Source organism: Bradyrhizobium sp. Ec3.3 (assembly GCF_000472925.1).
In the GTDB taxonomy this organism is placed as follows: Bacteria; Pseudomonadota; Alphaproteobacteria; order Rhizobiales; family Xanthobacteraceae; genus Bradyrhizobium.
The window spans coordinates 105,540-132,247 of record NZ_AXAS01000010.1 but is presented as its reverse complement, the minus strand read 5'-3'; the positions used below and the strand labels follow the sequence as shown (position 1 = coordinate 132,247).

General features: G+C 64.1%; 26 protein-coding genes. 12 read left to right on the top strand and 14 right to left on the bottom strand.

Annotated features, from left to right (window positions below; translation table 11 throughout):
- Positions 1-269: 269 nt before the first annotated feature.
- Positions 270-1,028, top strand: coding sequence for a sulfite exporter TauE/SafE family protein (locus YUU_RS0112090; protein WP_027522602.1), 759 nt, complete (start codon positions 270-272; stop codon positions 1,026-1,028).
- A 475-nt stretch (positions 1,029-1,503) separates the two neighbouring features.
- Here YUU_RS0112090 and dapD read toward each other — a convergent pair whose 3' ends face one another.
- From dapD to YUU_RS0112070, 3 genes are all read right to left on the bottom strand, one after another.
- A complete protein-coding gene (gene dapD / locus YUU_RS0112080; RefSeq protein ID WP_027522601.1) occupies positions 1,504-2,475 on the bottom strand; it encodes a 2,3,4,5-tetrahydropyridine-2,6-dicarboxylate N-succinyltransferase in 972 nt (323 codons plus the stop codon).
- 155 nt (positions 2,476-2,630) lie between these two features.
- On the bottom strand, positions 2,631-3,788 hold the full coding sequence (gene ampH / locus YUU_RS0112075; protein ID WP_051389702.1) for a D-alanyl-D-alanine-carboxypeptidase/endopeptidase AmpH: 1,158 nt from the start codon (positions 3,786-3,788) through the stop codon (positions 2,631-2,633).
- Between the two features lie 149 nt (positions 3,789-3,937).
- Positions 3,938-4,414: a MarR family winged helix-turn-helix transcriptional regulator gene (locus YUU_RS0112070; RefSeq protein WP_027522599.1), complete on the bottom strand. Its 477-nt coding sequence runs from the start codon at positions 4,412-4,414 to the stop codon at positions 3,938-3,940.
- A gap of 97 nt (positions 4,415-4,511) precedes the next feature.
- On the opposite strand from YUU_RS0112070, the gene YUU_RS0112065 reads away from it, so the two are divergent.
- A complete protein-coding gene (locus tag YUU_RS0112065; RefSeq protein ID WP_027522598.1) occupies positions 4,512-4,880 on the top strand; it encodes an antibiotic biosynthesis monooxygenase in 369 nt (122 codons plus the stop codon).
- A 229-nt stretch (positions 4,881-5,109) separates the two neighbouring features.
- Positions 5,110-5,760, top strand: a complete 651-nt coding sequence (locus YUU_RS0112060; RefSeq protein ID WP_027522597.1) for a glutathione S-transferase family protein — start codon at positions 5,110-5,112, stop codon at positions 5,758-5,760.
- 9 nt (positions 5,761-5,769) lie between these two features.
- Here YUU_RS0112060 and YUU_RS0112055 read toward each other — a convergent pair whose 3' ends face one another.
- The 3 genes from YUU_RS0112055 to YUU_RS0112045 form a co-directional block, all read right to left on the bottom strand.
- Positions 5,770-6,264 carry a hypothetical protein gene (locus YUU_RS0112055; protein WP_198031742.1) on the bottom strand — a complete coding sequence of 165 codons (495 nt, stop codon included), beginning with the start codon at positions 6,262-6,264 and terminating at the stop codon, positions 5,770-5,772.
- 169 nt (positions 6,265-6,433) lie between these two features.
- Positions 6,434-6,886: a DNA polymerase III subunit chi gene (locus tag YUU_RS0112050; protein ID WP_027522595.1), complete on the bottom strand. Its 453-nt coding sequence runs from the start codon at positions 6,884-6,886 to the stop codon at positions 6,434-6,436.
- Positions 6,883-8,385 (bottom strand): leucyl aminopeptidase, encoded by a 1,503-nt coding sequence (locus YUU_RS0112045; protein ID WP_027522594.1) that lies wholly within the window; start codon positions 8,383-8,385, stop codon positions 6,883-6,885. The genes YUU_RS0112050 and YUU_RS0112045 overlap by 4 nt, the downstream gene beginning before the upstream one ends.
- A 338-nt stretch (positions 8,386-8,723) precedes the next feature.
- Here YUU_RS0112045 and lptF point away from each other — a divergent pair, with 338 nt between their 5' ends.
- The 7 genes from lptF to YUU_RS0112010 all read left to right on the top strand — a co-directional run bounded on the left by lptF (position 8,724) and on the right by YUU_RS0112010 (position 17,499).
- On the top strand, positions 8,724-9,893 hold the full coding sequence (lptF, locus tag YUU_RS0112040) for an LPS export ABC transporter permease LptF (RefSeq protein WP_027522593.1): 1,170 nt from the start codon (positions 8,724-8,726) through the stop codon (positions 9,891-9,893).
- Complete coding sequence (lptG, locus tag YUU_RS0112035; protein WP_027522592.1) at positions 9,890-10,987, top strand: LPS export ABC transporter permease LptG; 1,098 nt, start codon at positions 9,890-9,892, stop codon at positions 10,985-10,987. The genes lptF and lptG overlap by 4 nt, the downstream gene beginning before the upstream one ends.
- Positions 10,987-13,473: an LPS-assembly protein LptD gene (locus YUU_RS0112030; RefSeq protein WP_027522591.1), complete on the top strand. Its 2,487-nt coding sequence runs from the start codon at positions 10,987-10,989 to the stop codon at positions 13,471-13,473. Before lptG ends, YUU_RS0112030 begins: the two co-directional genes overlap by 1 nt.
- Positions 13,474-13,529: 56 nt before the next feature.
- A complete protein-coding gene (locus YUU_RS0112025) occupies positions 13,530-14,462 on the top strand; it encodes a SurA N-terminal domain-containing protein (RefSeq protein WP_027522590.1) in 933 nt (310 codons plus the stop codon).
- Positions 14,462-15,463, top strand: coding sequence for a 4-hydroxythreonine-4-phosphate dehydrogenase PdxA (gene pdxA / locus YUU_RS0112020; protein WP_027522589.1), 1,002 nt, complete (start codon positions 14,462-14,464; stop codon positions 15,461-15,463). Before YUU_RS0112025 ends, pdxA begins: the two co-directional genes overlap by 1 nt.
- Positions 15,460-16,314 carry a 16S rRNA (adenine(1518)-N(6)/adenine(1519)-N(6))-dimethyltransferase RsmA gene (gene rsmA / locus YUU_RS0112015; RefSeq protein WP_027522588.1) on the top strand — a complete coding sequence of 285 codons (855 nt, stop codon included), beginning with the start codon at positions 15,460-15,462 and terminating at the stop codon, positions 16,312-16,314. Before pdxA ends, rsmA begins: the two co-directional genes overlap by 4 nt.
- A 126-nt stretch (positions 16,315-16,440) precedes the next feature.
- A complete protein-coding gene (locus tag YUU_RS0112010) occupies positions 16,441-17,499 on the top strand; it encodes an alcohol dehydrogenase (protein WP_027522587.1) in 1,059 nt (352 codons plus the stop codon).
- Positions 17,500-17,531: 32 nt separating this feature from the next.
- Here YUU_RS0112010 and YUU_RS0112005 read toward each other — a convergent pair whose 3' ends face one another.
- The 3 genes from YUU_RS0112005 to YUU_RS0111995 all read right to left on the bottom strand — a co-directional run bounded on the left by YUU_RS0112005 (position 17,532) and on the right by YUU_RS0111995 (position 19,098).
- The gene (locus YUU_RS0112005; RefSeq protein ID WP_156944240.1) at positions 17,532-18,278 is read right to left on the bottom strand and encodes a hypothetical protein; all 747 of its coding nucleotides are present in this window, start codon (positions 18,276-18,278) and stop codon (positions 17,532-17,534) included.
- Positions 18,279-18,440: 162 nt separating this feature from the next.
- Entirely contained in the window at positions 18,441-18,704 is a 264-nt protein-coding gene (locus tag YUU_RS50710) for a hypothetical protein (protein ID WP_063621696.1), read from the bottom strand.
- Between the two features lie 130 nt (positions 18,705-18,834).
- On the bottom strand, positions 18,835-19,098 hold the full coding sequence (locus tag YUU_RS0111995; protein ID WP_027522585.1) for a GlsB/YeaQ/YmgE family stress response membrane protein: 264 nt from the start codon (positions 19,096-19,098) through the stop codon (positions 18,835-18,837).
- 154 nt (positions 19,099-19,252) lie between these two features.
- Between YUU_RS0111995 and YUU_RS0111990 the strand changes: the two genes are divergently transcribed.
- Positions 19,253-20,158, top strand: a complete 906-nt coding sequence (locus tag YUU_RS0111990) for a transglutaminase family protein (RefSeq protein ID WP_027522584.1) — start codon at positions 19,253-19,255, stop codon at positions 20,156-20,158.
- A gap of 16 nt (positions 20,159-20,174) precedes the next feature.
- Here YUU_RS0111990 and YUU_RS0111985 read toward each other — a convergent pair whose 3' ends face one another.
- Both YUU_RS0111985 and YUU_RS0111980 read right to left on the bottom strand, forming a co-directional pair.
- Positions 20,175-21,422 (bottom strand): sensor histidine kinase, encoded by a 1,248-nt coding sequence (locus YUU_RS0111985; protein WP_035662141.1) that lies wholly within the window; start codon positions 21,420-21,422, stop codon positions 20,175-20,177.
- 164 nt (positions 21,423-21,586) lie between these two features.
- Positions 21,587-22,105, bottom strand: coding sequence for a hypothetical protein (locus YUU_RS0111980; protein WP_027522582.1), 519 nt, complete (start codon positions 22,103-22,105; stop codon positions 21,587-21,589).
- A 376-nt stretch (positions 22,106-22,481) separates the two neighbouring features.
- Here YUU_RS0111980 and YUU_RS0111975 point away from each other — a divergent pair, with 376 nt between their 5' ends.
- Positions 22,482-23,795, top strand: coding sequence for a hypothetical protein (locus tag YUU_RS0111975; protein WP_027522581.1), 1,314 nt, complete (start codon positions 22,482-22,484; stop codon positions 23,793-23,795).
- On the opposite strand, the gene gmk is transcribed toward YUU_RS0111975, so the two are convergent.
- From gmk to mltG, 3 genes are all read right to left on the bottom strand, one after another.
- Positions 23,728-24,387: a guanylate kinase gene (gene gmk, locus YUU_RS0111970; protein WP_027522580.1), complete on the bottom strand. Its 660-nt coding sequence runs from the start codon at positions 24,385-24,387 to the stop codon at positions 23,728-23,730. The genes YUU_RS0111975 and gmk overlap by 68 nt on opposite strands.
- A gap of 3 nt (positions 24,388-24,390) precedes the next feature.
- Complete coding sequence (locus YUU_RS0111965) at positions 24,391-25,278, bottom strand: YicC/YloC family endoribonuclease (protein WP_027522579.1); 888 nt, start codon at positions 25,276-25,278, stop codon at positions 24,391-24,393.
- Positions 25,279-25,410: 132 nt separating this feature from the next.
- Positions 25,411-26,679, bottom strand: a complete 1,269-nt coding sequence (mltG, locus tag YUU_RS0111960) for an endolytic transglycosylase MltG (protein ID WP_027522578.1) — start codon at positions 26,677-26,679, stop codon at positions 25,411-25,413.
- Positions 26,680-26,708: the final 29 nt, after the last annotated feature.

Genomic DNA, 26,708 nt, shown 5'->3' with positions numbered 1-26,708 from the left:
CAGGCGATTGCATTCGGCCCCGGATGCGGCTCCCAAGTCCTTCAGACTCAAGAGATACGCCACACAAGATCCGCCGTGACTGCCGGTTAGCTGTGCCCTTGCGCATCGCACCCAGCGCGGCCCCTCCCCGAAGACACTCCAGGTAAATTGCACCGATGGCAATGTTTCCATTGAACCGAGACAATCGTCGGAACAATATGGCGACATGAACTCGATTGCACGCTGCATTTGGCGAGCCGGGCCGGTGGCACGACGATCGTAGAGGCCATATGGATCTGACGGTCACCACAGTTCTCATCGCGTTTGCCGGCGTGTTCCTGATCTGCTTCATGAAGGGCGCGTTCGGCGGCGGGTTCTCCATCGTGGGCATTCCACTGTTGTCGCTCGTGATGGACCCGGTCACGGCCGGAGGCCTGCTCGCGCCGCTGTTCATCGCGATGGATCTGTTCGCGCTTCGCTACTGGAAACCCTCGACCTGGTCGAAGCCCGACCTCGTGCTTCTGCTGCCCGGGCTCGTGACAGGCGTCGGGCTCGGCTATCTGCTATTCCGGGTGCTGGACCATCGTGCCGTGGCGATTCTGATGGCGGTCGTCACTCTGGTCTTTGTCGGCCTATGGCTCTTGCGTGCGTCGAAGGTGACTGGTCAGCCGCGTTCGTCGCCGAAGGCGGTTGCTGCCGGTCTCGCCTCGGGCGTCACGACCATGGTCGCGCATTCCGGCGGTCCGCCGCTTGCGATGTATCTGCTGCCACTCGGGCTCAGCAAGGAAGTCTACGCCGGAACGACGAGCCTCTTCTTCACCGTTGGCAACGCGACCAAGGCGGTGCCGTGGCTGCTCCTGGTAAAGCCGAGCGGCAACGTCTGGATCGTGATGGCGGCGTGCCTGCTCGCCGTTCCCAGTGGTGTCTGGCTTGGCTGGCGCCTCCACGGCAAGCTGGACCAGCAACAAGTCTACCGGGCCTGCTACGGATTGCTGGCCGTCACGGCATTGAAGCTGCTGTGGGACGGAGTTTCCGGTTATCTCGGATGAATCGAGCGAGGACACTCAAGCTGGAAGCATCGACACGGCCGTCATAGAGGCCGCGCAGCTCCCCAGGGCGCGCGGCTTTGAACCCCATCCCGGCCCGCGACGTCAAAGACCTGTGTTTTTCGGGGAATGACCCATCGATCCCCTGGGGTGGGCAAATGAAGTTTCTGACGACCGCGACATGGCTGATTTTGATCGGCATCTCAGTGAGTGCGTGCGCATTTGAGCATGAGCCCGACAACAAGCCGGCTTACGGCCAGGCGAACGGCAAAAAGTCCGATCGATAATCGTTGAAGTGTCGGCGGTTTCTGCCCGCCGATCACCTTCCCCCACTAGCGCGCGTACCATAAATCTTTGTCGATGTCCGGTTCGCCGCGACACCGACCGCCTTGTGCAACCGCAGCAAGTGTCGCGATGGGCCAGAAGGCGACATCGCTGACGCGCCACAATTGTCGCGACGAATTCTTCGAGTGACTGCCTAGCTGTGAAGTTGCGAGTTGAGGCCGTCCCAATTTGGTGTACGTCTGGTTGCCTCAAGAGCGCCGCTCTGGGAATTACGACGAAAAAGAAGGCCCTTCTGGCCCGAGAGTTCTTTAGCTTTCAGTACTCGGCCATCTTCCAAAAGGATGCGCGCGCCTGCCGTGACATAACAGCCCGCTTCGACGACACAATCGTCACCCAATGAAATGCCGATACCGGCGTTGGCTCCGATCAGGCAGCGCTCACCAACTGTAATCCTCTCTTTCCCTCCTCCGGACAGAGTGCCCATGATCGACGCTCCGCCACCAACGTCGCTGCCGCTTCCCACGACCACACCGGCGCTTATCCGGCCTTCGACCATGCAGGGACCGAGCGTACCCGCATTAAAATTGCAAAAGCCTTCATGCATAACGGTTGTGCCCGGAGCCAAGTAGGCTCCGAGCCTTACGCGATCCGCATCTGCAATTCTCACGTCCGCAGGCGTCACATAATCAGTCATGCGCGGAAACTTGTCCACGCCTGTCACCTCAAACGCAAGGGCACGCTTTCGCGCTACCATTTGCGCTTCCGGCACACGAGAGCATTCACAGGGACCGAGTGTCGTCCAGGCAACGTTAGGCAACAGACTGAAGAGTCCTTCAAGGTTCAGGCAATTCGGCTGGACGAGCCGGTGGCTCAGGAGATGAAGTCGAAGATATGCGTCGTGCACATCAGTCGGCGCAGATGCAAGCGAGTCAATTTTTGTATGAATGGAAACGATGTCGACATTGCGGATGTCGTCCTGTCGCGCATATCCGTCCGCCGACTCACCCAACGATCTGTTGATCTCGTCGCTCGTCAGCCGTACCGTTGCCGACTTGTCGGCCTGCTCAACCAGGCGTAGCCGAAGAAACCAGGAATCTAACACGCGACCGTCAGCGGCAATCGTCGCAAATCCCTCGCCTCTCGCGCCCCTCAGCTCCATCGCCATTTGAATGTCTCACACTACGATCCTACACGTAGTGCATACGCGAGTTCTCGCAGAATTGGCAACTTCTGGACTCTCAAACACGTCCGCTTCGGACCATTTTCGACGGATTCATCAGGGATTGTCGGCAGGGCGCACAAACTCCCTTTCCCGCACGACTAACGCGGCGCGAGCTGCGTGATCAGTCCATTGGCCGTGGCCACGGCTGCCGTGAAGGCGGGAATGTTGAATGCGTTCATGACGAAGAATACGCCCACCCCGCGTGTCGGCGCGATCGCGAGATAGGCGAAACTGCCCTGCAGACCGCCCGTCTTTTGCAGGATCAGCGGCCGGTTGCCAGCGGGCATATTGATTACCCAGCCGAGCCCCATTGCATCCATCGGCCCCGCGTCGTCCAGGCCCGACACGACAGAGAGGCCGTCGCGGTAGAGATAGGCGGCATGGTCCAGCAGGCGCAGGTCGTGATCTGTGGCCGCAAGCCGATCAAGATGCCACTTCATCCAACGCGCCATATCGTTGGCGGTGGTGATCATACCGCCGGCGCATTCGATGCTGATTGGCGTCTTCGCGATCGCCATCTGTGATCCGTCGAAATCGTGTCCGCGCATGAAGCGCAGTTCATCACCCGGACGCAGGTTGAACACGGTATCCTTCATGCCGGCCGGATCGAGAACCCGCTCCTTCAGCAGATCCGCATAGGGTTTTCCGCCTGACTTCGCGAGCGCGGCGCCAAGCAGGTCGAAACCGAAGTTTGAGTAGAGCGCAGCCGTGCCGGGTGGAAACAGTAGAGGCTCCGTCTTGAGAGCGGCGATCTGCGCGTCCCTGGTGTTGGTGCCAAACGGATCATCCGCCGGCCCATCAGCGCGCGGCACTTCGCGCTGCAAGCCCGATGACTGCGTCACGAGGTCGATGATCCGGATCGGACGGCCATCCTTCTCGGGCAAGGTTACGTCATAGCCAAGCCTGTCCTGCAGGCGATCGGCGAAGTGCAGCTTGCCGTCGAGCACCATGCTGGCGAGCGTCTCGCCGCAAAACACCTTGCTCACGGAACCGATGCGAAACATCGTATCGCCATCGGGCGTCTTGCCGTCATGGTCGGCCGTGCTGCCGAAGCCGGCAATGGCTGTCTCGCCGTCACGCACCGCAACGAGGATGAAGCCCGGGAGCTTGCCGGCCAGAAAGCTCAGCGTGCCGGCAAAATTGACCACCTCGTTGAGCAGTTTGTCTTCGGCGACAGCCGGCGCACCGGAGACGATCTGCAACGCGAGCGCCGCCGGCAAGCCGCAAAGGCCAATCCATTTGCGCAATCCGAGCATTTGTCCCCTGCTCCGCTCGCTGTTGAACCGGTCAGGCGGGTTTCAATGGTGGCGCAGGCGCGCATGTCGAGTGTACGGAGGGAAGCCGATGCCAGCAATAAGAAGCTTGATCAGCATCAGTTTCAGAGCGCGACCATCTCGCGCCACCACTACACCCGATCTTCAGTTCCTTCATTGCTCTCGAGCTTCTTGCGTAGGGCCGTGACGAGGCGGTGAACCGTTTGCAGGTCCTTGACCGAAAGCCCTTCCGAGAGGTCGTTGATCCACGGGGCCTGCAACGCCATCGCGGCGTCGAACGTGCGCCTTCCCTTGTCAGTCAGGACCACGAGTTGTGCGCGCCGGTGGTGCGGGTTGGCCTCGAACGCCAAGAGCCCTTCCGCCTGAAGGTCGTTGACGATCCGCTGCACGTTTTGCCTGTTGGCACCGAGGTCGCGGGCGAGCCATGCGACCGGCTGCGCTCGCTCCGCGTGCACGATGGCGCCAAGGATCTGCCAGCGGGCACTCGTGAGCCCGAGCGCGGCGACCAGGCGGTCACCTGCGGTCAGGACCAGGCTATTCAGCCGGAACAGGTCAAGCATGAGGTTGCTCAGGGCATCGCCAGCAGGCGTTCGTCGGGATTTCAGCATTCGTCACCATAAATCTAGATTGACATCATAATGCCAAATTGGCAGTCTAAATATAATGCCACATTGACATCATGCAACCAACCGAATGAAGGCTCTCATGTCGCACCTGCGCCCACTGGATCCCGCGTTTCCGATCGAACGTCAGCTCGGCATCGATACCAGCCCTGTCGTGCTCGTGAATCTGTTCACGCTCGACAAAGCCGATGAGGAAACATTCCTCCAGGTCTGGCAAGACGATGCTGCCTTCATGAAGCGGCAGCCGGGTTTCATCGCCACCCAGCTTCATCGCGCGATCGGCGAAAGCCCGACCTATCTGAACTGCGCCGTCTGGGAATCGACCGCCCACTTCCGGGCCGCCTTCACGCACCCCGAGTTCCGATCGAAGATCTCCGCCTATCCATCTTCCGCCATCGCTTCTCCGCACCTGTTCCAGAAGGTCGCTGTGCCCGGCATCTGCGTCGCGTAGCTCGCCCGGCAATTCCGTGATCCGACCTTCGTTGCGTCGATCATCTTGACGGCTCTCTGTTGAGCCCACGAACCCCTGGTCCAGAACGGCTGAGGAGTCGCACTGCGAATCTCCCGCTGGAAAAGCGACGTATGTTGTCGGGAGCTGCCCCACCCGTTCGTCCTCTGGGCACAAAGCGCAAGAACCGAAGACTTATCGTCGGCGTCATGCAATTTCACGGAGGCTTCCCATGATCCCCGTCATTACTGCCTTCGAAAAGTCGCCCGACCGCGGCAGAGGACAAGCACGTGACATGCGTGTTCGGTGGGCGCTCGAAGAAGTGGGCCAACCTTACGACGTTCGTCTCGTTTCGTTCAGCGAGATGAAGGAAGCGGCGCATCGTGCGCTTCATCCTTTCGGGCAGATTCCGACCTACGAAGAAGGCGGTCTTGCCCTGTTCGAGTCGGGGGCGATCGTGCTCCATATTGCGGAGCGCCATGGTGGACTGCTGCCAGACGATGCGCATGGCCGGGCGCGCGCGATCACATGGATATTTGCCGCGCTTAACACGCTGGAGCCGCCGATCGTCGATCGGGCAATCGCCATGCTCGTGGAGCGCGGCGAGACCTGGTACGAGCAGCGCCTGCCTGTCGTCGAGGATCGCATCCGGGTCCGGCTTGCCGAACTTTCCAGTCGCCTGGGAAATTCCGACTGGCTCGATGGTGCGTTCAGCGCCGGCGACCTTCTGATGGTGACCGTGCTGCGCCGGTTGAATGGATCGGACATTCTGCACGAATATCCGAACCTCTCCGCCTATGTGGCCCGCGGCGAAGCGCGTCCGACCTTCAGGCGTGCTTTCGATGCTCAATTGGCGGTTTTCGCCGCCGCATCGACTGGCTGATGGGGCCGCTCAGGTCGCCGCCTTCTTCTTCGGCTTCGGCTTGGCCGCCTTCGGCATCGGTGCCGGCTCGGGGCCGCCCTCGATCGAGGTCAGGCGGCCTGCGGTGAAGGTGTAGATGCCGGCACGCGGTCCGCTCGCCCAGCTGATGACGGCGACGCGCCTGCCGCCGGCATCATTAGAGAGATTGACGTTGCTCGGCGCGCCGATGCCGCGCACCACGTCGCATTCGGTGTGACCGAGCGCGACCGTTCCGCCCGACGGCGCGGGTGCCGTGGTCGAGGCATTGGCGTCAGCCGGCGCACCCGCGGGCGCCATGCCCGGGCAGGCGCCGTCGGCACTGACCAGATCCTCCGCCGTCACCGGCTTGTCGGGAGTCAGCGGCGGCGATTCGATCGAGATGTTCTTGATGAAGAGCCGGGCCGGCTTGTTGAACCATTCGGCATCCTTCGACAGCAGATCCGAGCCGCCCGCGCAGCCCGCGATCAGCGGCGCAACCGTGCACAACGCCAGTAGAAGCGTCGAAGGAAGCTTTTGATGTCGCACGATAAACCCAAATCCCCGCGTTAAGGACCAGCCCTAAACGATTGTCCCAACATCACTTTGCGGCACGACCGTGACGAAGGCCAGCTTTCCCCCGAAAGGCGCAAATTATCATTAATTTGACAGCCAACACCTAATTGCGCCGCTGCCATCGGCCCCGCTCGTCAGCCTGCCAATAGGTGACATCAAATCCGCGCGCCTTGCAATCCGTCCAGGCGCTGCGCGCCAGCGCGAGCGCGTCCGGATCGTCGCCGTTGAACAGGAGCACCATGCGCTCATAAGTCTCCGAATCCTGAGGCAGCGCGGCGTTGTCGATCAGGAAGCGGACATTGGCGCCGTTGGGATTGCCCTCCTCGACCGCCAGTACGACCGGCTGCTCCGCGGCGTCGTTCACCCGCCATGTCGCGTGCGGCAGGAAGGAATCGTCGCGATAGGTCCAGAGATGCGCGTCGAGCGCATCGGCGCGTTCCTCCGACGTCGACTGCACCACGACGCGCCAGCCGCGCTCGAGCGATTTCTCGAGCAGCGGCGGCAAAACGTTCTCCACCGTCATGTTTTGCAGATGGTAGAACAGCACTTCGGTCATTTGCGCTCGTAGTGGTCGGCGACCAGACGGTCCAGCAGGCGCACGCCATAGCCGGAGCCCCAGCTCTGGTTGATGTCGGTCTTCGGGGCGCCCATGGCGGTGCCGGCAATGTCGAGATGCGCCCAGGGCGTGCCGTCGACGAAGCGCTGGAGGAACTGCGCCGCGGTGATCGAGCCGCCATGGCGGCCGCCGGTGTTCTTCATGTCGGCGAACTGGGAATCGATCAGCTTGTCGTATTCGGGCCCGAGCGGCATGCGCCAGACTTTTTCGCCGCTCTCGATGCCGGCCGTCAGGAGACGTTCGGCGAGTTCGTCATTGTTGGAGAACATGCCGGCATGCTCGGTGCCGAGCGCGACCATGATTGCGCCGGTGAGCGTTGCGAGATCCACCATGAATTTCGGCTTCACCCTCTTCGCGACATACCAGAGCACGTCGGCCAGCACGAGACGCCCTTCGGCGTCGGTGTTGATGATCTCGATGGTCTGGCCCGACATCGAGGTGACGATGTCGCCCGGACGCTGGGCGTTGCCATCGGGCATGTTCTCGACGAGGCCGATGGCACCGACCGCGTTGACCTTTGCCTTGCGCGCCGCGAGCGCGTGCATCAGGCCGACGACGCAGGCGGCTCCCCCCATGTCGCCCTTCATGTCCTCCATGCTTCCGGCCGGCTTGATCGAGATGCCGCCGGTGTCGAAGCAGACGCCCTTGCCGACGAAAGCGACGGGCGCCTCGCCTTTCTTGGCCCCGTCCCAGCGCATGATCACGGTACGGCTCGGCCGCGCCGAGCCCTGACCGACGCCGAGCAGCGCTCCCATGCCGAGCTTCTGCATCGCCTTGACGTCGAGCACCTCGACCTTGACGCCGAGCTTGCGGAGCTGGCTCGCGCGCCGCGCGAACTCCTCCGGGAAGAGCACGTTCGGCGGCTCGTTGACGAGATCGCGCGCAATGATCACGCCTTCGACGACATGGCCCGCCGGCGCGAAGGCCTTTTTCGCAGCAGCCAAGTCAGCGACAGCGAACGCGACGTCGGCGCGCAACGCACCGCCCTCCTCGCCGTCCTTCTTTTTCGTCTTGTAGCGATCGAATTTATAGGCGCGCAGCCGCAGGCCCGAGCCGATCGCGACCGTCTGCTCCGCGGTCATGGCCCCGTCAGGCAGTTCGGCCATGATGGTCATGGCGCTCGCGCCAGCCTTCAGCTTGCCGGCCGCCACGCCGCCGAACTTCAGAAAGTCGTTGAGCTTCAGCGCCGAAGTCTTGCCGGCCCCGATCACAATCAGCCGGCTCGCGTTCAGCCCCTCGGGAGCCAGGATGTCGAGCGCCGCGCCCGTCTTGCCCTTGAACTGGCCCGCCTCGGCGGCCCGCTTCACCAGGTCCACTGCCGATCCGAGCGCCTTGGCGGTCGCCGGGCCGAATCGCAAGCCGTCGTCACAGAACGCCACCAGCGTCCCGCGCGGGACGGCGGAAAACGGAACGAAGCCGACCTTGACGGCGTCGGACATGGATAACTCCTCCAAAAAACAAGACTTTTGCCGCTCCCCGAGCACCGCTACGGGCACCGGCTGAACGGCGATTCACTGCTCCGGGGCGTACTATGACCCGTCCGCACCTCGCATGCCAAGCGCTGCCCGTGGCCGGCAGGCCACAAGAAGGAAATATTAACCATATGATGAGGGTGCCACGGGGCAGCCATTTTGTTGACGGATCAAAGGGATGGTAGTGAGAGTGTGAACTGGTGAAAGACGTGGCAGAACGACCCTTGGGGATCCCTTCCGGGATGGGTCGGGACGTCCGGAGTTTGGGACCCAGAAGGGGCCTGGTGGGGATCGTGCGGTAGCGCATGGGGTCGATCGACAGGTATATTTTCCGCACGACGCTGGCGTCGTTTGCGCTGGTCCTGGTCAGCCTCACCGGCGTGATCTGGATTACGCAGGCGTTGCGCGGCATCGACCTGATGACGAGTCAGGGGCAGACCATCCTGACCTTCCTCGGCATCACCAGCCTCGTGATTCCCGCGCTGGTGCTGATCATCTCGCCGATCGCGCTGATGATCGCGATCTCGCACACGCTGAACAAGCTAGCGACCGATTCCGAGATCATCGTGATGAATGCCGCCGGCTTCTCGCCGTTCCGGCTATTCTATCCGTTCTTCTACGCCACCTGCGTGGTGGCGCTGCTGGTCGCCTTCATCGCCGCCTATCTCGCCCCCGACGGCATGCGGCGGATCAAGCAATGGGACGCCGAGATCACAGCGGACGTCCTCACCAACATCCTCCAGCCCGGCCGCTTCGCCCAGCTTGACCAGAACCTCACGATCCGGATTCGCGAGCGCCAGCCCGGCGGCATCATGGCCGGCATCTTCATCGACGACCGCCGCGATCCGAAGGAGCGCAACTCGATCGTCGCCGAGCGCGGCACGGTGGTGAAGAGCGGCGGCGAGACGATTCTGGTGCTGGAGGACGGCAACCTGCAGCGCTTCGAGGCCGGCAAGCGCGATCCTGCGCTCGTGACCTTCGCCCGCCACGGCTTCGACATGTCGAAATTCTCCAACCAGGGGCGCGACGTCACGCTCGGGATTCGCGAACGCTATCTCTGGGAGCTGTTCTCGCCGTCCGAGGACGATCCGGTCTACAAATCGGTGCCCGGCCAGTTCCGCTCCGAGCTGCATGACCGCATCATGGCGCCGCTCTATCCCTTCGCCTTTGCGGCGCTGACATTCGCCTTCCTCGGCGCGCCGCGCACCACGCGTCAGAGCCGCAATTTCTCGATCGGCAGCTCGATCCTCGCGGTGTTCGGCCTGCGCATGGCGGGCTTCGCCTGCTCGGTGATGGCGGTGAAGTCGCCGGCCGCCCCGATCGTGCAATATGCCATGCTGGCGGTCGCCATCGGCCTCGGCGTCTGGATGATTGTCGGCGGCGTGGTGGTGGAAGCGCCGCCTGCGCTGCTGGAAGCCATCAACAGATCCAATGCGCGCATTGCGCGGCTGTTCCGACGTCCGGTCGCCGCATGAGCATGCTCACCAACACCCTCGGGCGCTATTTCGCGGGCCGCTTCGTCGTCGCCGCCCTCGGCGTGTTCGCGAGCATTTTCCTGCTGCTGGTGCTGGTCGACTATATCGAGATGGTGCGCAAGACCTCTGGCCTGGCGTCCGCCTCCGCGATCATGGTGGCCGAAACCTCGCTGTTCCGCGTACCGCAGCTTTTGGAAAAGCTGACGCCGTTCTGCATGCTGATCGGCGCCATGACCTGCTACCTTGCCCTCTCCCGCCGGCTCGAGCTTGTCGTGGCACGCGCCGCCGGCATTTCCGCCTGGCAGTTCATCTCGCCCGCGCTCGGCAGCGCGCTGCTGATCGGCGTGATCGCGACGGTCGCCTACAATCCGATGTCGGCAAACCTGCGCGAGCTGTCCAAGCGCATGGAAGCGGAGCTGTTCGGCTCGGCGCCCGGTGGCGGCATCCAGGACGCCTCGGGCTTCTGGCTCAACCAGGTCACCAGCGAAGGCCAGATCATCATCAACGCCGCGCGCAGCGAGCAGCAGGGCATCCGGCTGACCGGCCTGACGCTGTTCCGGTTTGATACGGAATTTCACTTCAAGGAGCGCATCGAGGCGCGCGAGGCGACGCTGGAAGACGGCCGCTGGGTGTTCAGGACCGTGCGGCGCTTCTCGCTCGACGCCCCCCCTGTCGATCAGGACCGCCTGGAGATTCCCACGACGCTGACCGAAGCGCAGGTTCGCAACAGCTTTTCCACACCCGAGACTGTGTCCTTTTGGCAACTACCGAGCTACATCCGTTCGTCTGAAAGCTCGGGCTTCGCGACAGCCGGATATCGACTCCAGTACCATAAGCTTCTGGCACAGCCGTTTCTGCTTGCAGCGATGGTGATGCTGGCGGCTTCCGTATCGTTGCGCTTCTTCCGGATGGGCGGCGTACAGAAGATGGTTTTGAGTGGCGTGGGCGCAGGCTTTCTGCTCTACGTGCTGTCCAAAGTTACTGAGGATTTGAGCAAGGCTGAGTTGATGCATCCGATCGCTGCGGCGTGGCTGCCCGTTGTGGTGGGCGGCCTCACCGGCTTTTTGGCCTTGCTCTATCAGGAGGACGGATAGTGACTGCCGTCCGCCGAGGGCATGTGTCTGAATTGGCGCTGCGCACCGTGGTGCGCGCGAACGGACGCGGCTTGCCTGCCCGCAGCCTCCTGCTAGCCTTCCTGGCCGCGCTCGCGCTGGGTGGATTGCTCGACTTTGCCGCGACCGCGCCTGCGGCTGCACAGAGCTTCACCTACAATCCGCTGCCGCCGCGTCCGAAGCCGCCGAAGGCCGCCAACGACAACCAGATGCTCGTGCAGGCGACCGAGGTCGACTACGACTACAACAATTCGCGCGTCTCGGCGGTCGGCAACGTCCAGCTGTTCTACAACGGCACCAGCGTCGAGGCCGACAAGGTCATCTACGACCAGAAGACCAAGCGGCTCCATGCCGAAGGCAACATCCGCATGACGGATGCCGACGGCAAGATCACCTATGCCGAGATCATGGATCTGTCGGACGACTACCGCGACGGTTTCGTCGATTCGCTGCGCGTGGACACCGCCGACCAGACCCGCATGGCCGCGAGCCGCGCCGACCGCTCCAGCGGCAACTACACCGTATTCGAGAACGGCGTCTACACGGCCTGCGCGCCGTGCAAGGACGATCCGAAGAAGCCGCCGCTATGGCAGGTCAAGGGTGCCCGCATCATCCACGACCAGCAGGAGAAGATGCTGTACTTCGAGACGGCGCAGCTCGAATTCTTCGGCGTGCCGCTCGCCTACATGCCGTACTTCTCGACGCCCGACCCGACGGTGAAGCGCAAGACCGGCTTCCTGATGCCGGGCTTCACGTCGAACACGCCGTTCGGCTACGGCGTTGAAATTCCGTTCTACTGGGCGATCGCGCCCGATATGGACGCGACCTTCAGCCCGCGCATCACCTCCAGGCAGGGCGTGCTGTTCCAGGCCGAGTTCCGCCAGCGCCTGATGGACGGCGCCTACCAGATCCGCGTCTACGGCATCGACCAGCTCGATCCGGGCGCGCTCGCCGGGCAGCCCGGTGACCGCCAGTTCCGCGGCGCCATCGACACCAAGGGCCAGTTCGCGCTGAACGACAAATGGGTCTGGGGTTGGGACGGCGTCCTGATGTCCGACTACTATTTCTTCTCGGACTACCGGCTGTCGGCGTACCGCGATCCCTTCTCCTCGTTCCTGAGCCTGCCGACCGAAGCGATCTCCCAGCTCTATCTGACCGGGGTGGGCAACCGCAGCTTCTTCGACGCGCGCACGATGTATTTCCTGAGCTTCTCGGGCAATCAGCAGCAGGTGCCGGTCGTCTACCCCGTGATCGACTACTCGAACGTGATCAACTATCCGATCTTCGGTGGCGAGGTCTCCTACAAGACGAATTTCGTCAACCTGACGCGTAACGACGCGGTGTTCGATCCGATCACCACGACCGCCAACACCCTCGGCCTCTGCACCACCACCTCGGCCGATCCGCTCGCGCGCACGCCCTCGCAATGTCTGTTGCGCGGCTTCCCCGGCACCTACACGCGCATGACGGCTGAGGCGCAGTGGCGGAAGTCCTTCACCGATCCCTTCGGTGAAATCTGGACCCCGTTCGCCATCCTGCGCGCGGACGCGATCAACTCCTCGGTCTCGAACCAGCCGGGCGTGTCGAACTTCCTGCCTGTCGGCGACACCCAGGCGCTGCGCCTGATGCCGATGGTCGGCCTCGAGTACCGCTATCCCTTCATCAACGTGCAGCCGTGGGGCTCGACGATCGTCGAGCCGATCGCGCAGGTCATCATCCGTCCGAACGAGACCTATGCCGGCAAGTTTCCCAACGAGGACGCGCAGAGCATGGTGTTCGACGCGAGCAATCTGTTCAGCGTCGACAAGTTCTCGGGCTACGATCGCGTCGAGGGCGGCGGCCGCGCCAATGTCGGCGTGCAGGCCACCACCCAGTTCGACAGGGGCGGCGCCGTCAAGGTTCTGTTCGGGCAGTCCTACCAGCTGTTCGGCCTGAACTCCTTCGCGGTCAAGGATGAGATCAATACCGGCCTGGATTCCGGTCTCGACAAGCCGCGGTCCGACTATGTCGCGAGCGTCGGCTATTCGCCGAACCGGACCTACACCTTCAGCGTCCGCGGCCGCTTCGACGAGCAGACCTGGAACGTCCAGCGCTTCGAGGCTGAAGGCCGCGCCAATTTCGATCGCTGGTCGGTCAGCATGATCTACGGCAATTATGCGCCGCAGCCGGAACTCGGCTACCTGACCCGCCGCGAGGGCATCCTCACCAGCGGCTCGGTGAAGGTCGCGGCCAACTGGGTGGTCCAGGGCTCGGCGCGCTGGGACCTCGAAGCCAACAAGATCAACCAATACGTGGTCGGCGCAGGCTATGTCGACGATTGCTTCGTGCTGGCGGCAAACTATGTAACGTCCTATAGCTACTCGGCGGGCAGCAACCCGCCTGTTCTGAGCCACGCGTTCATGTTCCAGATCGGCCTGCGAACGCTGGCGAACTCCTCGGGAACCAGCAGCTCCGCCGGCTTGCAGTAAACAGATTTGACGCTGCGGGGCTTGTTCGGATCGCAAGCATGCGAGCGACGACATCCATGACGACCACTTTGCGAGTCCATCGCCTTCTCCTCACCGCACTCGGCACGGCCCTGCTCCTGATCGGCGGCGCCGCCCCGTCGCAGGCGCAGACCGTCGTCGTCATGGTCAATGGCGAGCCCATCACCGATTTCGACATCGAGCAGCGCAGCAAGCTCGACGTCCTGACGACCCAGAAGAACCCTGGCCGGCAGGAGGTCATCAACGAGCTGATCGACGAGAAGGTGAAGATCAAGGAAGGCAAGAAATACGGCGTCGACCCCGGCGCCTCCGATATCGACCAGTCCTTCTCCGGCATGGCGCAGCGCATGCGCATCACGCCGGACCAGCTCGCGAAATCACTCGAGGTGAAGGGCGTGCGGCCGGAGACGTTGAAGAACCGCATGCGCGCCGAAATGGTCTGGACCAGCCTCGTCCGCGGCCGCTTCAAGGAACAGCTGCAGGTCGGTGAGCGCGACGTCGCGGCCGCCGTGCAGGCCCAGAACGGCGAAAAGCTGCAGGTCGAGGGCTTCGAATACAAGATGCAGCCGATCGTCCTCATCGTGCCGCGCGGCTCGTCGCAGGCCGCGACCGAGGCACGGCACAAGGAAGCCGAATTGTACCGCAGCCGGATCACGAGCTGCGATGAAGCCAATACGCTGTTCCGCTCGACGCCCAACGCGGCGATCCGCGAAAGCGTCACCAAGACCAGCGCTGATCTCCCCGAGGCGCTTCGCAAGGTGCTCGACGATACGCAGGTTGGCCATCTCACCCCGCCGGAGGTCACCAAGCAGGGCATCGAAATGGTCGTGCTGTGTGCGCGCAATTCGACCATGATCGACACGCCGAAGCGGCGCGAGGTCCGCGAGAAGATGTACGTCGAGAAGTACGAGAAGACCTCGAAGCGGTATCTGGCCGAAATCCGCAAAGCGGCGATGATCGAATATCGTTGATGGCAAGGCCCCTCGCACTGACCCTGGGCGAGCCTGCCGGCATTGGCCCCGACATCACGATCGCGGCCTGGCTGCGCCGCAACGAGCTGAAGCTGCCCGCGTTCTACCTGCTCGGCGATGACGCCCTGATCGCGCGGCGCGCCAAGGCGCTCGGCGCCGATATCAAGATCGCGCGTGTGCGCGCCGAGGATGCAGTCGCCACCTTCGCCGACGCCCTGCCGGTGGTCGCAACCGGCGAGGTCGCAACGGCCGAGCCGGGCCGGCCCGACGAGAGCAGCGCGCCCGCGGCGCTCGCCTCCATTCGCCAGGCCGTCGCCGACGTCCGCGAAGGCCGCGCCGGCGCCGTCGTCACCAATCCGATCGCCAAGAGCGTGCTCTACCGCGCGGGCTTCCGCCATCCCGGTCACACCGAATTTCTCGCCGAGCTCGCCGAACAGGACGGACGCGTGCCGCAACCGGTGATGATGCTGTGGTCGCCGCGCCTTGCGGTGGTGCCGGTGACCATTCACCTTTCGCTGCGCGATGCGCTGGCGCAGCTCTCGCGCGAGCTGATCGTCTCGACGGTGCGCATCGTCGCAGCCGAGCTGAAATCACGTTTCGGCATCAGCCGGCCGCGCATCGCGATCTCCGGCCTCAACCCGCATGCCGGCGAGAACGGCTCGCTCGGCCACGAGGAGCAGACCATCGTCGCGCCGGCGATCAAGATCTTGCGCAACGACGGCATCGAGGCCAGGGGCCCCTTGCCCGCCGACACCATGTTCCACGACGCCGCGCGACAAACCTATGACTGCGCGGTCTGCATGTATCACGACCAGGCGCTGATCCCGATCAAGACGCTGGCCTTCGACGACGCGGTCAACGTCACGCTCGGCCTTCCCTTCATCAGGACATCGCCGGATCACGGCACGGCATTCGACATCGCAGGCACGGGCAAGGCCAATCCCGCAAGCCTGATCGCGGCGCTGCAACTCGCAAGCCGCATGGCCGCGCAACCGGCATGAGCGCGATCGACGACCTCCCGCCGCTTCGCGAGGTCATTCGCCAGCATTCGCTATCGGCCCGCAAGTCGCTGGGCCAGAACTTCCTCCTCGACCTCAACCTGACAGCGCGCATCGCGCGTGCCGCCGCGCCGCTCGAGAATTTGACGATCGTCGAGATCGGTCCCGGCCCGGGCGGATTGACGCGCGCCCTGCTCGCGCTTGGTGCTGCGCGCGTCATCGCGATCGAGCATGACGAACGCGCGATCCCCGCCTTGCAGGATATTTCCGTGCGCTATCCCGGGCGCCTCGAGATCGTGCATGGCGATGCCATGACCTTCGATCCGAGACCCCTGCTCGGCGGCGCCAAGGCAAAGATCGTCGCCAACCTGCCCTACAACATCGCGACCCAGCTCCTGATCGGCTGGCTCACCGGCGAGCCGTGGCCGCCGTGGTACGAGATGATGGTGCTGATGTTCCAGCGCGAGGTTGCCGAGCGGATCGTGGCGCGCGAGAACGAGGAGGCCTATGGCCGGCTCGGCGTGCTCGCCAACTGGCGGGCAGAGACCAAGATCCTGTTCGACATCTCGCCCTCCGCCTTCGTTCCGCCGCCGAAGGTCACCTCCTCCGTCGTGCGCCTCGTGCCGCGCGCGGCGCCTCTGCCATGCGACCGCCGGCTGCTCGAACAGGTCGCGGCGGCCGCCTTCGGCCAGCGCCGCAAGATGCTGCGCCAGAGCCTGAAATCACTTCAGGCCGATCCGGCGCGCCTCGCCGCTGCCGCCGGCGTCGATGCGACGCGGCGCGCCGAGACCATTCCGGTCGCGGGCTTTGTTGCCATGGCGCGTGAATTGGCCGATATACGCAGCCAAGCCTGAAGCATGATCCGGACTCGGAGGGCCGCGCCGGCGCAAAGTGCGCAGCGGCTTTCCGAAGAGGTCATGCTCGAACAATAAGCTTAAGCGCGATGATCGCGCTTAAGCGAAAATTTCGGAGGAAGGAAAATGGCGTTGATGCGTCGGCAGTCCCTGGTCAAGTTCGATGCGCCGCTATGCGAGACCATCATCGACACGCCCAAGCCACAAGGACGCGAGGTGCTGGTGCGCATCGAATGCTGCGGCCTGTGCCATTCCGACCTGCACATCCAGGACGGCTACGCCGATCTCGGCGGCGGCAAGAAGCTCGACACCACGCGCGGTATGACGCTTCCCTTCACGCTCGGCCACGAGATCGCGGGTGTCGTGGAGGAAGTCGGCGGCGATGTGCCGGCTGGCCTCATCGGCGCGAAGAAGGCGGTCTTCCCCTGGATCGGCTGCGGCCAGTGCCGCGACTGCGCCAATGGCGATGAGAATCTCTGCGCCAAGCAGCGCTTCCTCGGCGTCTCCATCGACGGCGGCTTTGCCAGCCATGTGCTGGTGCCGGATGCAAAATACCTGCTCGACTACGATCCCCTGCCGGTCAATCAGGCCGCGACATTGATGTGCTCGGGCGTCACCGCCTACGGCGCGCTCAAGCGCCTCGTCGACCGTCCGCGCCAGCGCAACCTGCTGCTGATTGGTCTCGGCGGTGTCGGCATGATGGGCCTGTCGTTCGCGCAGGCCATGTTCAGGCAGCCGATTGCAGTCGCCGATCTCAGCCCGGCGGCGCGCGAGACCGCGCTGAAGAATGGCGCGGCGACCGCCTACGATCCGGCCGAGCCGGAGGTCGTCAGGCGCATCCTGAAAGAGACTGACGGCGGTTTCGACGAGGTCGTCGATTTCGCCGGCAACGAGAAGTCGATGGCGTTCGCCGTTTCCGTGCTCGCGCGCGGCGGCAAGGTCGTGGTCTCCGGCCTGATGGGCGGCCAGTTCACCCTGCCCATGGTGCAATGGGTGTACAAGCGCATGACCATCGAGGGATTCATGGTCGGCACGCTTGCCGAGGCCCACGAGTTGATGGCGCTCGCCAGCGCCGGCAAGATCAAGCCGACGCCGATGCAGGAAGAGCCGATGGGCGATGTCCAGAAGTGGATCGACTCTCTGCGCGCCGGAAAGGTCGTCGGCCGGATCGTGCTGAAGAACTGATCCGCCGGCGTCGAGGCCGCGCGCGTCCGAAGCTATTTCAAGCTGACGAACCGCGACGGTCCAGGCACCACAGTCTTTGCAAGGTCCGCGACGAGCGGCGCCGCGTCGGGTAACGCGAGATCGGCGCCACCAGCGGCGAGCAGGCGCATGATCTCCCAGTCCTGTCGCGCCAGCGCGTACCGCAGCGGCGCGATGCGCTCCGCGTAAAACTGCAAGAACAGCGGCCGCGCCACCGGCTCGTTGAGGTGGTGACCCGGCACCACTGCATTGACGTCGATCAGGCCTGCGGCAAGCGCCCTGCGCAGGAGCTCGAGCGCCTGGGAGCTCGGGGGATTGGCTCCCTCGTCCCGATAGCCTGCAGTGGCGATGCAATCGAGAAACGCCCAGGCTTGCGCGGGTTCGAGCGGCTGGGCCGCAGCAGCGCGTCTATCGACATCAGCGGTCCACTGAATGAGCTCGCGCGCGAACGCATCATCCCGTTGCTGTTGTTCGGCTTTGCGCGTGGCCTGCTCCACGGCCCTGACGCGGGATTCGATCATCCCGGGCACGATACCGCAGAGAGCAGTCAATCCGATCAGCACAAGCGCAAGTCCCGCACGCGGCGGAGTCAGTGCCGTCACGCGCCAGCAGAGAACGAGCACGGCGGCTGTCGACACGGCAGCCACGGCCAGCCCCGCGAGGGTCAGACGGTCGACCTCAGCCGCCCGCTCCAGCAGCAGGTTGTCGAGCCGGAAACGGATTATGTTGAAGACACTCGCCAGAGCGACGAGGAGTTGCAAGATCGTAAGTAGCCACCGCATGCGGATTTGGTCGGCAGAAACGACCTGTCGGTTCAGTATTCGGGAAAACGCGCCCCGCGAGGCCGGCCATCAGGCGCCAAGACCGAAAACGAACTCAGATAGCGATGGACATGAACCGGATCACGCCCGCCGCGCTTTCGTTTATCCTTCCGATCCTTCGTAGTGCCCCGGCTGGTAGATCGCTCCGCTCGGGGCTCGTGGCTCCTGCGCCAGCCGCGTGAGGATGAAGTCGCGGTGCGCGACGTGCTGAACCTGAGACTGCCGAAACGTGTCGAGCAGTGCGAGCGCGTTCCTGACATCGTGGCCATCGCGGTCCAGTTCGGCGACAATCCGCTCCTGCTTTGCGATGTGATGCTCGCCCAAGGCGATCCGCTCCTCCGCGTCAGCAAGGTGCGCCAGCTCCATTGCCCGGTCCACGTCCGACCTCCGCTGAGTTTTCTCCCCTTATCCTCGCACGATAAGCCGGCCGGCAGTTGACGCAGATCAACCCGCGTGAACGCCGATCTTCGGCCCCTGTCGAACGCCGCGGCTGGGTTCAGCTCGTTCGCCCCTGGCGACCCATGAGGAGGCCATAGAGGACGAGCAGGATCACTGCGCCGACGATTGCGCCGATGAAGCCCGCGGATTCGCCCGCCCGGTACCAGCCCACCGACTGGCCCAGGAACGTCGCGACGAACGCGCCGACGACTCCCAGGATCGTGGTCAGGATGAAGCCCTTCGGCTCATTGCTCCCCGGCATGATGAATTTTGCGATCAGGCCGACGATAAAGCCGATGATGATAGTCCAGAGGATCCCCATCTCGCTGCTCCTGTCATGAGCCGGCACCTGCGGCAATCGGCATCCTGAGAGAGATCGCACGGCAGCGCCTTTGACATAGATCAACGTAGGCCGGCGTTCTCGGGGCGGCCCTGACTGCGCAGGACCGTCATCAGGTCGCGCGAGGGAGGTCGGCATGGCCATGCTGGGCGAGATCACGCACACCACCACCTACAAATATGCAAAGCCTGTTTCGTTCGGGACGCATCGGGCGATGTTCCTGCCGAGGCGCGGTGCGTCCGCGCGACTGCTCGGTTGGTCGGCGAAAACCGACCCATCTTCGAAGATCCACTGGATTACTGATTCCCGCTCCAACACCGTTACGGTGATGGAGTTCGCGGAGCCGAGCAGCGAGTTGACCTTCACCTTCCAGGTCCGCGGCGTGTTCTTCGGCATCAAGGGCATCGAGTCCTTTCCCCTGGCGTCGCGGGCGGACGAGATTCCCGTGCAGTATTCGCCGGACGAATGGACCGACCTCGCCGGCTATCTGCGCCCGCATGCCGAGGACCCCGACGGCACCCTCGCAGCATGGACGAAAAACTTCGTCGCCGGCGACCAGGACCAGACGATCGACGTGCTGCGCCGGATCCTGCGCACGTTCCGTGAAGGCTTCAGCTACCGATCCCGGGAGTCCGAGGGTACCCAGACGCCGAGCGAAACCTTGCGTACCAGGTCCGGGACCTGCCGCGACTATGCCTGGCTGATGATCGAGGCGCTGCGCCGTCTCGGCCTCGCCTCGCGCTTCGTCAGCGGCTACCTCTATGACCAGGCGCTGGATGGCGGCGCCGTGGGCATGACCGGCTCCGGCGCCACGCACGCCTGGCTCCAGGTGTTTCTCCCCGGCGCCGGATGGCTGGATTACGATCCGACCAACCAGATCAATGCAGGGTTCGATCTCATTCCGGTCGCGGTCGCCCGGCATCCCGGCCAGGCCATTCCACTGGAGGGATCATGGTTCGGGGATGCAGGGGACTACAAGGGCATGTCGATCAAGGTCGCGGTTCACAAGATCGGCGAGATCCGCGATCCCTCCGAGGGCTGAGCGGGCCCGGAACGGATCAGTCGTCGGACCGTGGTGCGCTTCTTGGAAAGATCAGCCGCACGTACGTCCCTGCCCCCGGCTCGCTGTCCAGCCTGATCCGGCCGCCAAGGCGTTCGGTGACGACGGCATGGACGACGTGCAGTCCAAGACCCGTCGCCCCATGATGACGCCGCGTAGTGAAAAACGGATCGAAAGCGGAGAGCTTGACGTCCGGTGGCATTCCACAGCCGTCGTCGGACACGACGAGTTCGACCTGATCATCACCCGCAGATCTCAGATCGACACGGATCCGACCTCCCGCGCCATCCGGCCATGCATGGGTCATGGCATTCATGACCAGATGGGTCAGAACCTGCCCGAAGGGACCGGGATAGCTGTCCATTTCGAGCGCTGGCGCGAGCCGCAGATCGAGCGCGATACCGCGACGACGGCATTCGCGATCAAGATGCGACAGCAATTGTTCCGATAGCTCGGCAGCGTTGAAGCGACGCAGCGTGGACTGGCCCGGATCGAGCGCGCCCTGCTTGAAGGATTGGATCCGCTCCGCCGCGCGCGACAGGTTGGCGATGAGTTGAGCGGACACATCGCCGGCGAGGCTGACGAACTCGTTGAGGCTCGAGCGTCGAACCTTGCCGCCTGAAACTTCCGAGGCGAAGGCCTCCGACTTGCGCTGGAGCGTCGAGGCGATCGTCAGGCTGTTGCCCACGGGACCGTTGACCTCGTGTGCAACGCCGGCAACCATCCGGCCGAGTGCCGCGAGCTTTTCAGCTTCCACCAGCGACTCCTGGGTTTCCCGCAAGCGACGCAGCGCGGTTTCGGCAGCGTCTCTCGCCTCTCGCAGCTCCAGTTCAGCGCGCTTGCGTTCGGTGATCTCCTCGGCAGCCACGTTGACCGCAACGATCTTGCCGCCGGGCGCGCGCAACGGATGCCAATAGGTCACCCAGTAGCGCTCCTCGGCCTGATCGGCGCGCTGGCCGGCAACCTCTATGCCGACAACCGGTTCTCCGGTTTCCATGATCGAGCGGACGATCTGTGCGACGGAATCCGCCAGGGCCGGAACGCAATCCCGCACGAAGCGGCCGAGATGGTTCTCGACAGGGATACCGCAGATCTCGGTGAGGCGCTGGTTGATTTGCAGATAGCGGCAATCCGGAGAGAGACAGGCAAGTCCAATCGGCGCGGTGTCGTAGATCGCTTTCAGGGCGGGCTGCTCCGGAAACAGCAACACCTCGGATGCGAGCGCTGATTTTGACGCCTGTGCCATGACCGCCTCGACATTGTTTTTGTAGGTTCGGGTCGCATCCTCTTTGGCTGAGCCGGCCCCCTCGCTGCTATCGTCCCAGGACGACACACAACGTCTTTCCGGCTTCGGCAAAACCGCGGCATACTATCCAAATCCTACAAAATTGAGATTGCGGCCGTTTAGCCTCAATGCGCGTGTCCATCCCTGCCCGTCAGCCTCGCCAACTCGCGCGCCGTCTCCAGGATCATGTCGATCCGCTGCTGCAAGCGCTGCTGCAAATCGGGGATGTTGACCTTGTCGGTGACACGGTAGGCATTACCGATCCGCTCCGCGTACCCCTGCTTGATCATCTCCTCGAGCCTGCGCAACACGGTTGCGCGCGGTAGCTTCAGCGCGGCCGCAACCGTGCTCGCTCGCACCGGCGAACACATCGCGGTTCGCAGGAACAGGTAGATGCCGATGGTGCGGAACGTGGCGCTGTCATTCTGCCTGACGAAGTCTGCGCCGTAATCGTCGTTGAGGCTGCGGATCAGGCCGAGATAGAGCCGGCTGAGCAGCATGCGCTCCCTTGCCATCGCGATGCGGGCCGGCGGCTGGACGGTGTCGAGCAGAACGAACTCGTCGCCCGCGGCGGCCCAGGTGGACAGGTCGGCGGGAGTGTTCTTGGCGGGCGTGCTCTTGTCGGAATGATCCTGAAGGGCCATGGGCATGCTCCCTCAAACGACATCGACAGGACAAGTTTACCGCGCATGTGCGCCGTCCGCATCGGCGTTCTGTGCCCGCGCCAGCAGACTGCCGGAATCGTGATGTTGGGCGCGGCTGAACCTCATTATCCCCAGCGCCGACCCCAACAACCCGTGCCGCAGCGGCTCGGGAACCTTCCACCGCTCCGACGGATATTAGCGGATTTCGGGCTTGCGGCAGTCGCAGCCGAAAATCGTTCATTTTCGCGGCGGAACGAACGCTGCGCGGGCCCGATTTAAGCCTCATCCTCTCCGGATTTGCGGCTCATTGCCACCCAACTCTTTGACGAGAAAGGCGACAGTGACGTGTTGCGTAAGGCGTAGCCGGGAGACCAGGATGGGCAACCGAACCGCGAAATTCATATCCGCCCTGTTTGCAAGCGTACTCGCCGGCATACCCTTGAGTGCGGAATCGCAAAACGCGGCGAACGTCCCGGCCGCAGCAGACGCGCAGAATGCGTCGCAAGATTCGCCGAACGCTACTGATGATTGTCTTAGCGCTCCGAAGGGCACAACGCCCGAGGGGCAGCATTGGTATTACCGTGTCGAACGCGGCACCAAGCGGCAGTGCTGGTATCTGCGCGAAGAAGGCGCAAAAACGGCCCAGAGCGCGCAGGCGACGCAAAGCGCGCCGGCGACGCAAGGCGCGCCGGCGACCCAGGGCGCGCCGGCGACCCCGAGCGCGCGGGCGACCTCGCCCGCGCAGAAGGTCGACAAACCTGCGCCGCTCTCGGTGCAGAACGCGCACGCCGAACTCACGGCACAGAGCCCCGCGCCCGACACGACCGCATCGATCCCAGCGCCGAGCGCACCTGGCACCCCGCCCGCGACGCTTCAGCGTCCGGTCGCGGTGGCCGATGCCGGCGCAGGTCAGCCGACCGTCGATGCGCGCTGGCCCGACCCGAACGTCTCGCCCTCGCCCGCCCCGCAAGCCGCGCCTGCGCCAAAACTCGCCGATGCGCGGCCCGCACCGAAACCTCAGGCTTCAGCGTCCGCCGGCACGATGACGCTCGCCGCGGCCGATGCCCCGGCCGAAAAGCCGACCGGCTCGCTCCAGACTCTGCTGCTTGTCATCGGCGGTGCGCTGGCGCTCGCCGGCATCACCGGCAGCGTCATCTATCGCTTCGCCGGCTCGCGCAGGCGCGTCCAGGTTGAAGGCGGACGCCGCCGCATCAACTGGGAGCACGCGCAGGACGACAAGAGCCACGCGCCGTGGATCGATGCGGCCGCAACTGCCGCCCCGCGCGCGCAGCGGCCGCGCCCGGTCGATTTCGGTGCTGCGCTGGCCACGGCGGCCAACGCCAACGGCAAGACCGCCAATGGCAAGACCAATGGCACCTCCACGCCGCACGTTGATCAGCGTCTCGAGGATGCAACGAGCGAGTTCGAAGAGCCGGTCCCTGAGGATCTGGACCGCAACGACCTGCACATCGCCTCGGCCGCGGAAACCGCCGAACCGCATGTCGCGGCTGTCGATGCAGCGGCGGATGACGGCGACGACCGCGATGCCGACGCGATCGATATCGATGCGATCACCGCGATCCTGGAACGGCTGGCGAAGGAAGGTCCGCGGCTGGCGCCGTCTAGCCCTGAAGCTGACCTTGCAGACCTCGTACAAAGCCAACGACGCCAATCCGCCGCTCGCGCTTGAGGCGCTCGGCCTTCAGGATCGACTGCACCTCGGCAAAGGCCTCATCGACGTCGTGGTTGATGACGATGTAGTCGTACTCGGCCCAGTGGCTCATCTCGTGGCTGGCGCGGCTCATCCGCTTGCGGATCACCTCGTCTGAATCCTGCGCGCGCGAGCGCAGCCGCTTCTCGAGATCGGCCGCCGAGGGCGGCAGGATGAAAACGCTGACGACGTCGGCGCGCGCCTTTTCCCGCAATTGCTGCGTGCCTTGCCAGTCGATGTCGAAGAGCACGTCCTGCCCTGCCGACAGCGCGGCCTCGACCGGAGCGCGCGGCGTGCCGTAGCGGTTGTCGAACACGGTCGCCCATTCCAGCAGTTCGTTACCCTTCACCATCGCCTCGAAGCGCGGCTTGTCGACGAACAGATAGTCGCGGCCGTCGACCTCGCCGGGCCGCTTCGCGCGCGTGGTCGCGGAGACCGACATCTTCAGCCCGGGCATCCGCTCGATCAACAGGCGCGACAGCGTCGTCTTGCCCGCACCGGAGGGTGAGGACAGCACGAACATCAGTCCGCGCCGCTCGACACCATCAGTTCCGTGCCCGCCCGTCGTCATCGATCACTCCAGATTCTGGACCTGCTCGCGGAATTGCTCGACCACGTTCTTCATGGCGAGCCCCGTATTGGTCAGCTCGATGTCGTTGGACTTCGAGCAGCAGGTATTGACCTCGCGGTGAAACTCCTGCGCCAGGAAATCGAGCTTGCGCCCGATCGAGCCGCCCTTGCCGATCAACTCGCGCGCCTGCGCGACATGGGAGGCGATGCGGTCGAGCTCCTCGCGGATGTCGGCCCTGGTCGCGATCAGGATCGCTTCCTGCATCAGGCGATCGGAATCGAAGCGATCGGAGGTGTCGAGCAGCGTCGCGATCTGTTCGGCGAGTTTTGCCTTGATCGCCTCGGGCTTGCGCCCGGGCGCGGCTTCCGCCTTCTTCGCCAGCGCCTCGATCTCGTCCACGCGCTGGGTCAGGATCTGGCCAAGCGAGGTGCCCTCGCGCTTGCGCATGTCGACGAGCTCGGCGAGCGCCCTGTTAAAGGCTTCGGCCGCGGCGGTGCGCGCCGCCTTGTCCTCTTCCTCGTTGCCTTCGGGCTCGGCGACCTCGATCACGCCCTTGATGGCCAAAAGGCCGTCGATGCTCGGCGCCACCGCATCGACCTTGCCGGCGATCTGCGAGGCAGCCTTCAGCACGGCTGAGAGCACGTCCTCGTTGATCCGCACGGTGGCCGCCGCGTTGGTGCGCTTGACGTTGAGATTGGCATAGACCGTACCGCGCGACAAAACCTCGCCGGCGCGTTTCTTGGCGTGGGCCTCGAGCTCGTCAAAGCCCTGCGGCAGCCGCACGCGCAGGTCAAAGCCCTTGGCGTTGACCGACTTCAATTCCCATTCGAACGTATACGGCCCGCTAGCGCCGTGGCTTCGGGCAAAGCCGGTCATGGACGACAGCGCCATCGGGTGAACTTCTCCAGACAGATGAGATTCGCAAAAGCCATCAAGGCACGCGAATCTTAAGACTATTTTGCCGCAAAGTGGAATCCGTAACCACCGCAGGTGAGCCTTGCGGCTTTAGCGCACAGATCTGCTCTAGCGCTGGATAACCTGCGGCGAGGGTTGCACGGCCCCCTGGCGGGCCGGGGCAGGATTGGCCGGGCGCGTCGCAGGCGGCTTCTTCTGCTGGGCCGGCGGCTTGGTGGTTGCGGTCGGAGCGGGGTCGGCGGGCGCGGCGGCGGCCGGCGCCTGGGCGTCATCGGCCGGCTCCACCGTGTCGTTCTGGATCTGCTTCTCCATCGCGCGCAGCTTTGCGACGTTCTTCTGGTGCGCGTCGTAGGTTTCGGTGAAGGCGTGGCCGCCGGTACCGTCGGCGACGAAATAGAGGTCGCGGGTGCGGGCCGGATTGGCGGCAGCCTCCAGCGAGGCGCGGCCGGGATTGGAGATCGGCCCCGGCGGCAGGCCGTCGATGACATAGGTGTTGTAGGGCGAGGGCTGGGTGATCTCGCTGCGCTTGATCGGGCGGCCCAGTGTGCCCTTGCCGCCGACAAGACCGTAGATGATGGTCGGATCGGACTGCAGCTTGATCTTTTGCTTCAAGCGATTGACGAACACGGCAGCGACACGGCTGCGCTCGTCGGGCTTGCCGGTCTCCTTCTCCACGATCGAGGCGAGCGTAACCAGTTGCTCAGGCGTCTTGATCGGAATGTCCTGGCTGCGGCGTTCCCAGATTTCAGCGAGCACGCGCTTGTGTGCCTGCTGCATGCGCTGGACCACCTGCTCGCGCGTGGTGCCACGCGGGAACTTGTAGGTCTCCGGCAGCAGCGTGCCCTCACGTGGCACTTCGCGCACGCTGCCGGTGAAGATATCGTTGTCCGACAGCCGCGCCACGATCTGCTCGGAGGTCAGGCCTTCGGGGATCGTCACCGCATGCTGCACCACCTTGCCTTCGACGATGGTGGCGATGACGTCGCGCAACGAAGCGTTCTTCTGGAACGAATATTCGCCGGGCTTCAGGTCCGAGCTCGCTTTCAGCGCAGCCACGCTGGCGATGAAGATCCAGGGATTGACGTCGGTGACGCCTTCCCTGTTCAGGGTATCGGCGATGTCGCGCTTACCCGCACGCGAGGGGATGTTGACGATCTTGTCTTCCTGGAGAGGCCCCGGCGCCTCGAGCACCTGCCGGCCGTAATAATAGACCGCACCGGCCCCGAGCATTGCGATCAGGAGGATGGTGATAATGGCGTTGCCGATTACCACGAAGGGATTGCGCGCGCGGTCCGACCGCTTCGGCGGCGGCGGCACCTGTTCAGGCTCCAGCGCAGCACGCGGACTTCGGGGCGAAATGGGCGGCCTTTCACTCATCGAAAACCTGAATCCTGCCGGTTCAATCG

Bases quoted from the DNA above. Each gene is read 5' to 3' on its own strand.
- YUU_RS0112090 (WP_027522602.1), top strand. From the start codon at position 270: ATGGATCTGACGGTCACCACAGTTCTCATCGCGTTTGCCGGCGTGTTC.
- dapD (WP_027522601.1), bottom strand. From the start codon at position 2,475: ATGGCGATGGAGCTGAGGGGCGCGAGAGGCGAGGGATTTGCGACGATT.
- ampH (WP_051389702.1), bottom strand. From the start codon at position 3,788: ATGCTCGGATTGCGCAAATGGATTGGCCTTTGCGGCTTGCCGGCGGCG.
- YUU_RS0112070 (WP_027522599.1), bottom strand. From the start codon at position 4,414: ATGCTGAAATCCCGACGAACGCCTGCTGGCGATGCCCTGAGCAACCTC.
- YUU_RS0112065 (WP_027522598.1), top strand. From the start codon at position 4,512: ATGTCGCACCTGCGCCCACTGGATCCCGCGTTTCCGATCGAACGTCAG.
- YUU_RS0112060 (WP_027522597.1), top strand. From the start codon at position 5,110: ATGATCCCCGTCATTACTGCCTTCGAAAAGTCGCCCGACCGCGGCAGA.
- YUU_RS0112050 (WP_027522595.1), bottom strand. From the start codon at position 6,886: ATGACCGAAGTGCTGTTCTACCATCTGCAAAACATGACGGTGGAGAAC.
- YUU_RS0112045 (WP_027522594.1), bottom strand. From the start codon at position 8,385: ATGTCCGACGCCGTCAAGGTCGGCTTCGTTCCGTTTTCCGCCGTCCCG.
- lptF (WP_027522593.1), top strand. From the start codon at position 8,724: ATGGGGTCGATCGACAGGTATATTTTCCGCACGACGCTGGCGTCGTTT.
- lptG (WP_027522592.1), top strand. From the start codon at position 9,890: ATGAGCATGCTCACCAACACCCTCGGGCGCTATTTCGCGGGCCGCTTC.
- YUU_RS0112025 (WP_027522590.1), top strand. From the start codon at position 13,530: ATGACGACCACTTTGCGAGTCCATCGCCTTCTCCTCACCGCACTCGGC.
- pdxA (WP_027522589.1), top strand. From the start codon at position 14,462: ATGGCAAGGCCCCTCGCACTGACCCTGGGCGAGCCTGCCGGCATTGGC.
- rsmA (WP_027522588.1), top strand. From the start codon at position 15,460: ATGAGCGCGATCGACGACCTCCCGCCGCTTCGCGAGGTCATTCGCCAG.
- YUU_RS0112010 (WP_027522587.1), top strand. From the start codon at position 16,441: ATGGCGTTGATGCGTCGGCAGTCCCTGGTCAAGTTCGATGCGCCGCTA.
- YUU_RS50710 (WP_063621696.1), bottom strand. From the start codon at position 18,704: ATGGAGCTGGCGCACCTTGCTGACGCGGAGGAGCGGATCGCCTTGGGC.
- YUU_RS0111995 (WP_027522585.1), bottom strand. From the start codon at position 19,098: ATGGGGATCCTCTGGACTATCATCATCGGCTTTATCGTCGGCCTGATC.
- YUU_RS0111990 (WP_027522584.1), top strand. From the start codon at position 19,253: ATGGCCATGCTGGGCGAGATCACGCACACCACCACCTACAAATATGCA.
- YUU_RS0111985 (WP_035662141.1), bottom strand. From the start codon at position 21,422: ATGGCACAGGCGTCAAAATCAGCGCTCGCATCCGAGGTGTTGCTGTTT.
- YUU_RS0111980 (WP_027522582.1), bottom strand. From the start codon at position 22,105: ATGGCCCTTCAGGATCATTCCGACAAGAGCACGCCCGCCAAGAACACT.
- YUU_RS0111975 (WP_027522581.1), top strand. From the start codon at position 22,482: ATGGGCAACCGAACCGCGAAATTCATATCCGCCCTGTTTGCAAGCGTA.
- gmk (WP_027522580.1), bottom strand. From the start codon at position 24,387: ATGACGACGGGCGGGCACGGAACTGATGGTGTCGAGCGGCGCGGACTG.
- YUU_RS0111965 (WP_027522579.1), bottom strand. From the start codon at position 25,278: ATGGCGCTGTCGTCCATGACCGGCTTTGCCCGAAGCCACGGCGCTAGC.
- mltG (WP_027522578.1), bottom strand. From the start codon at position 26,679: ATGAGTGAAAGGCCGCCCATTTCGCCCCGAAGTCCGCGTGCTGCGCTG.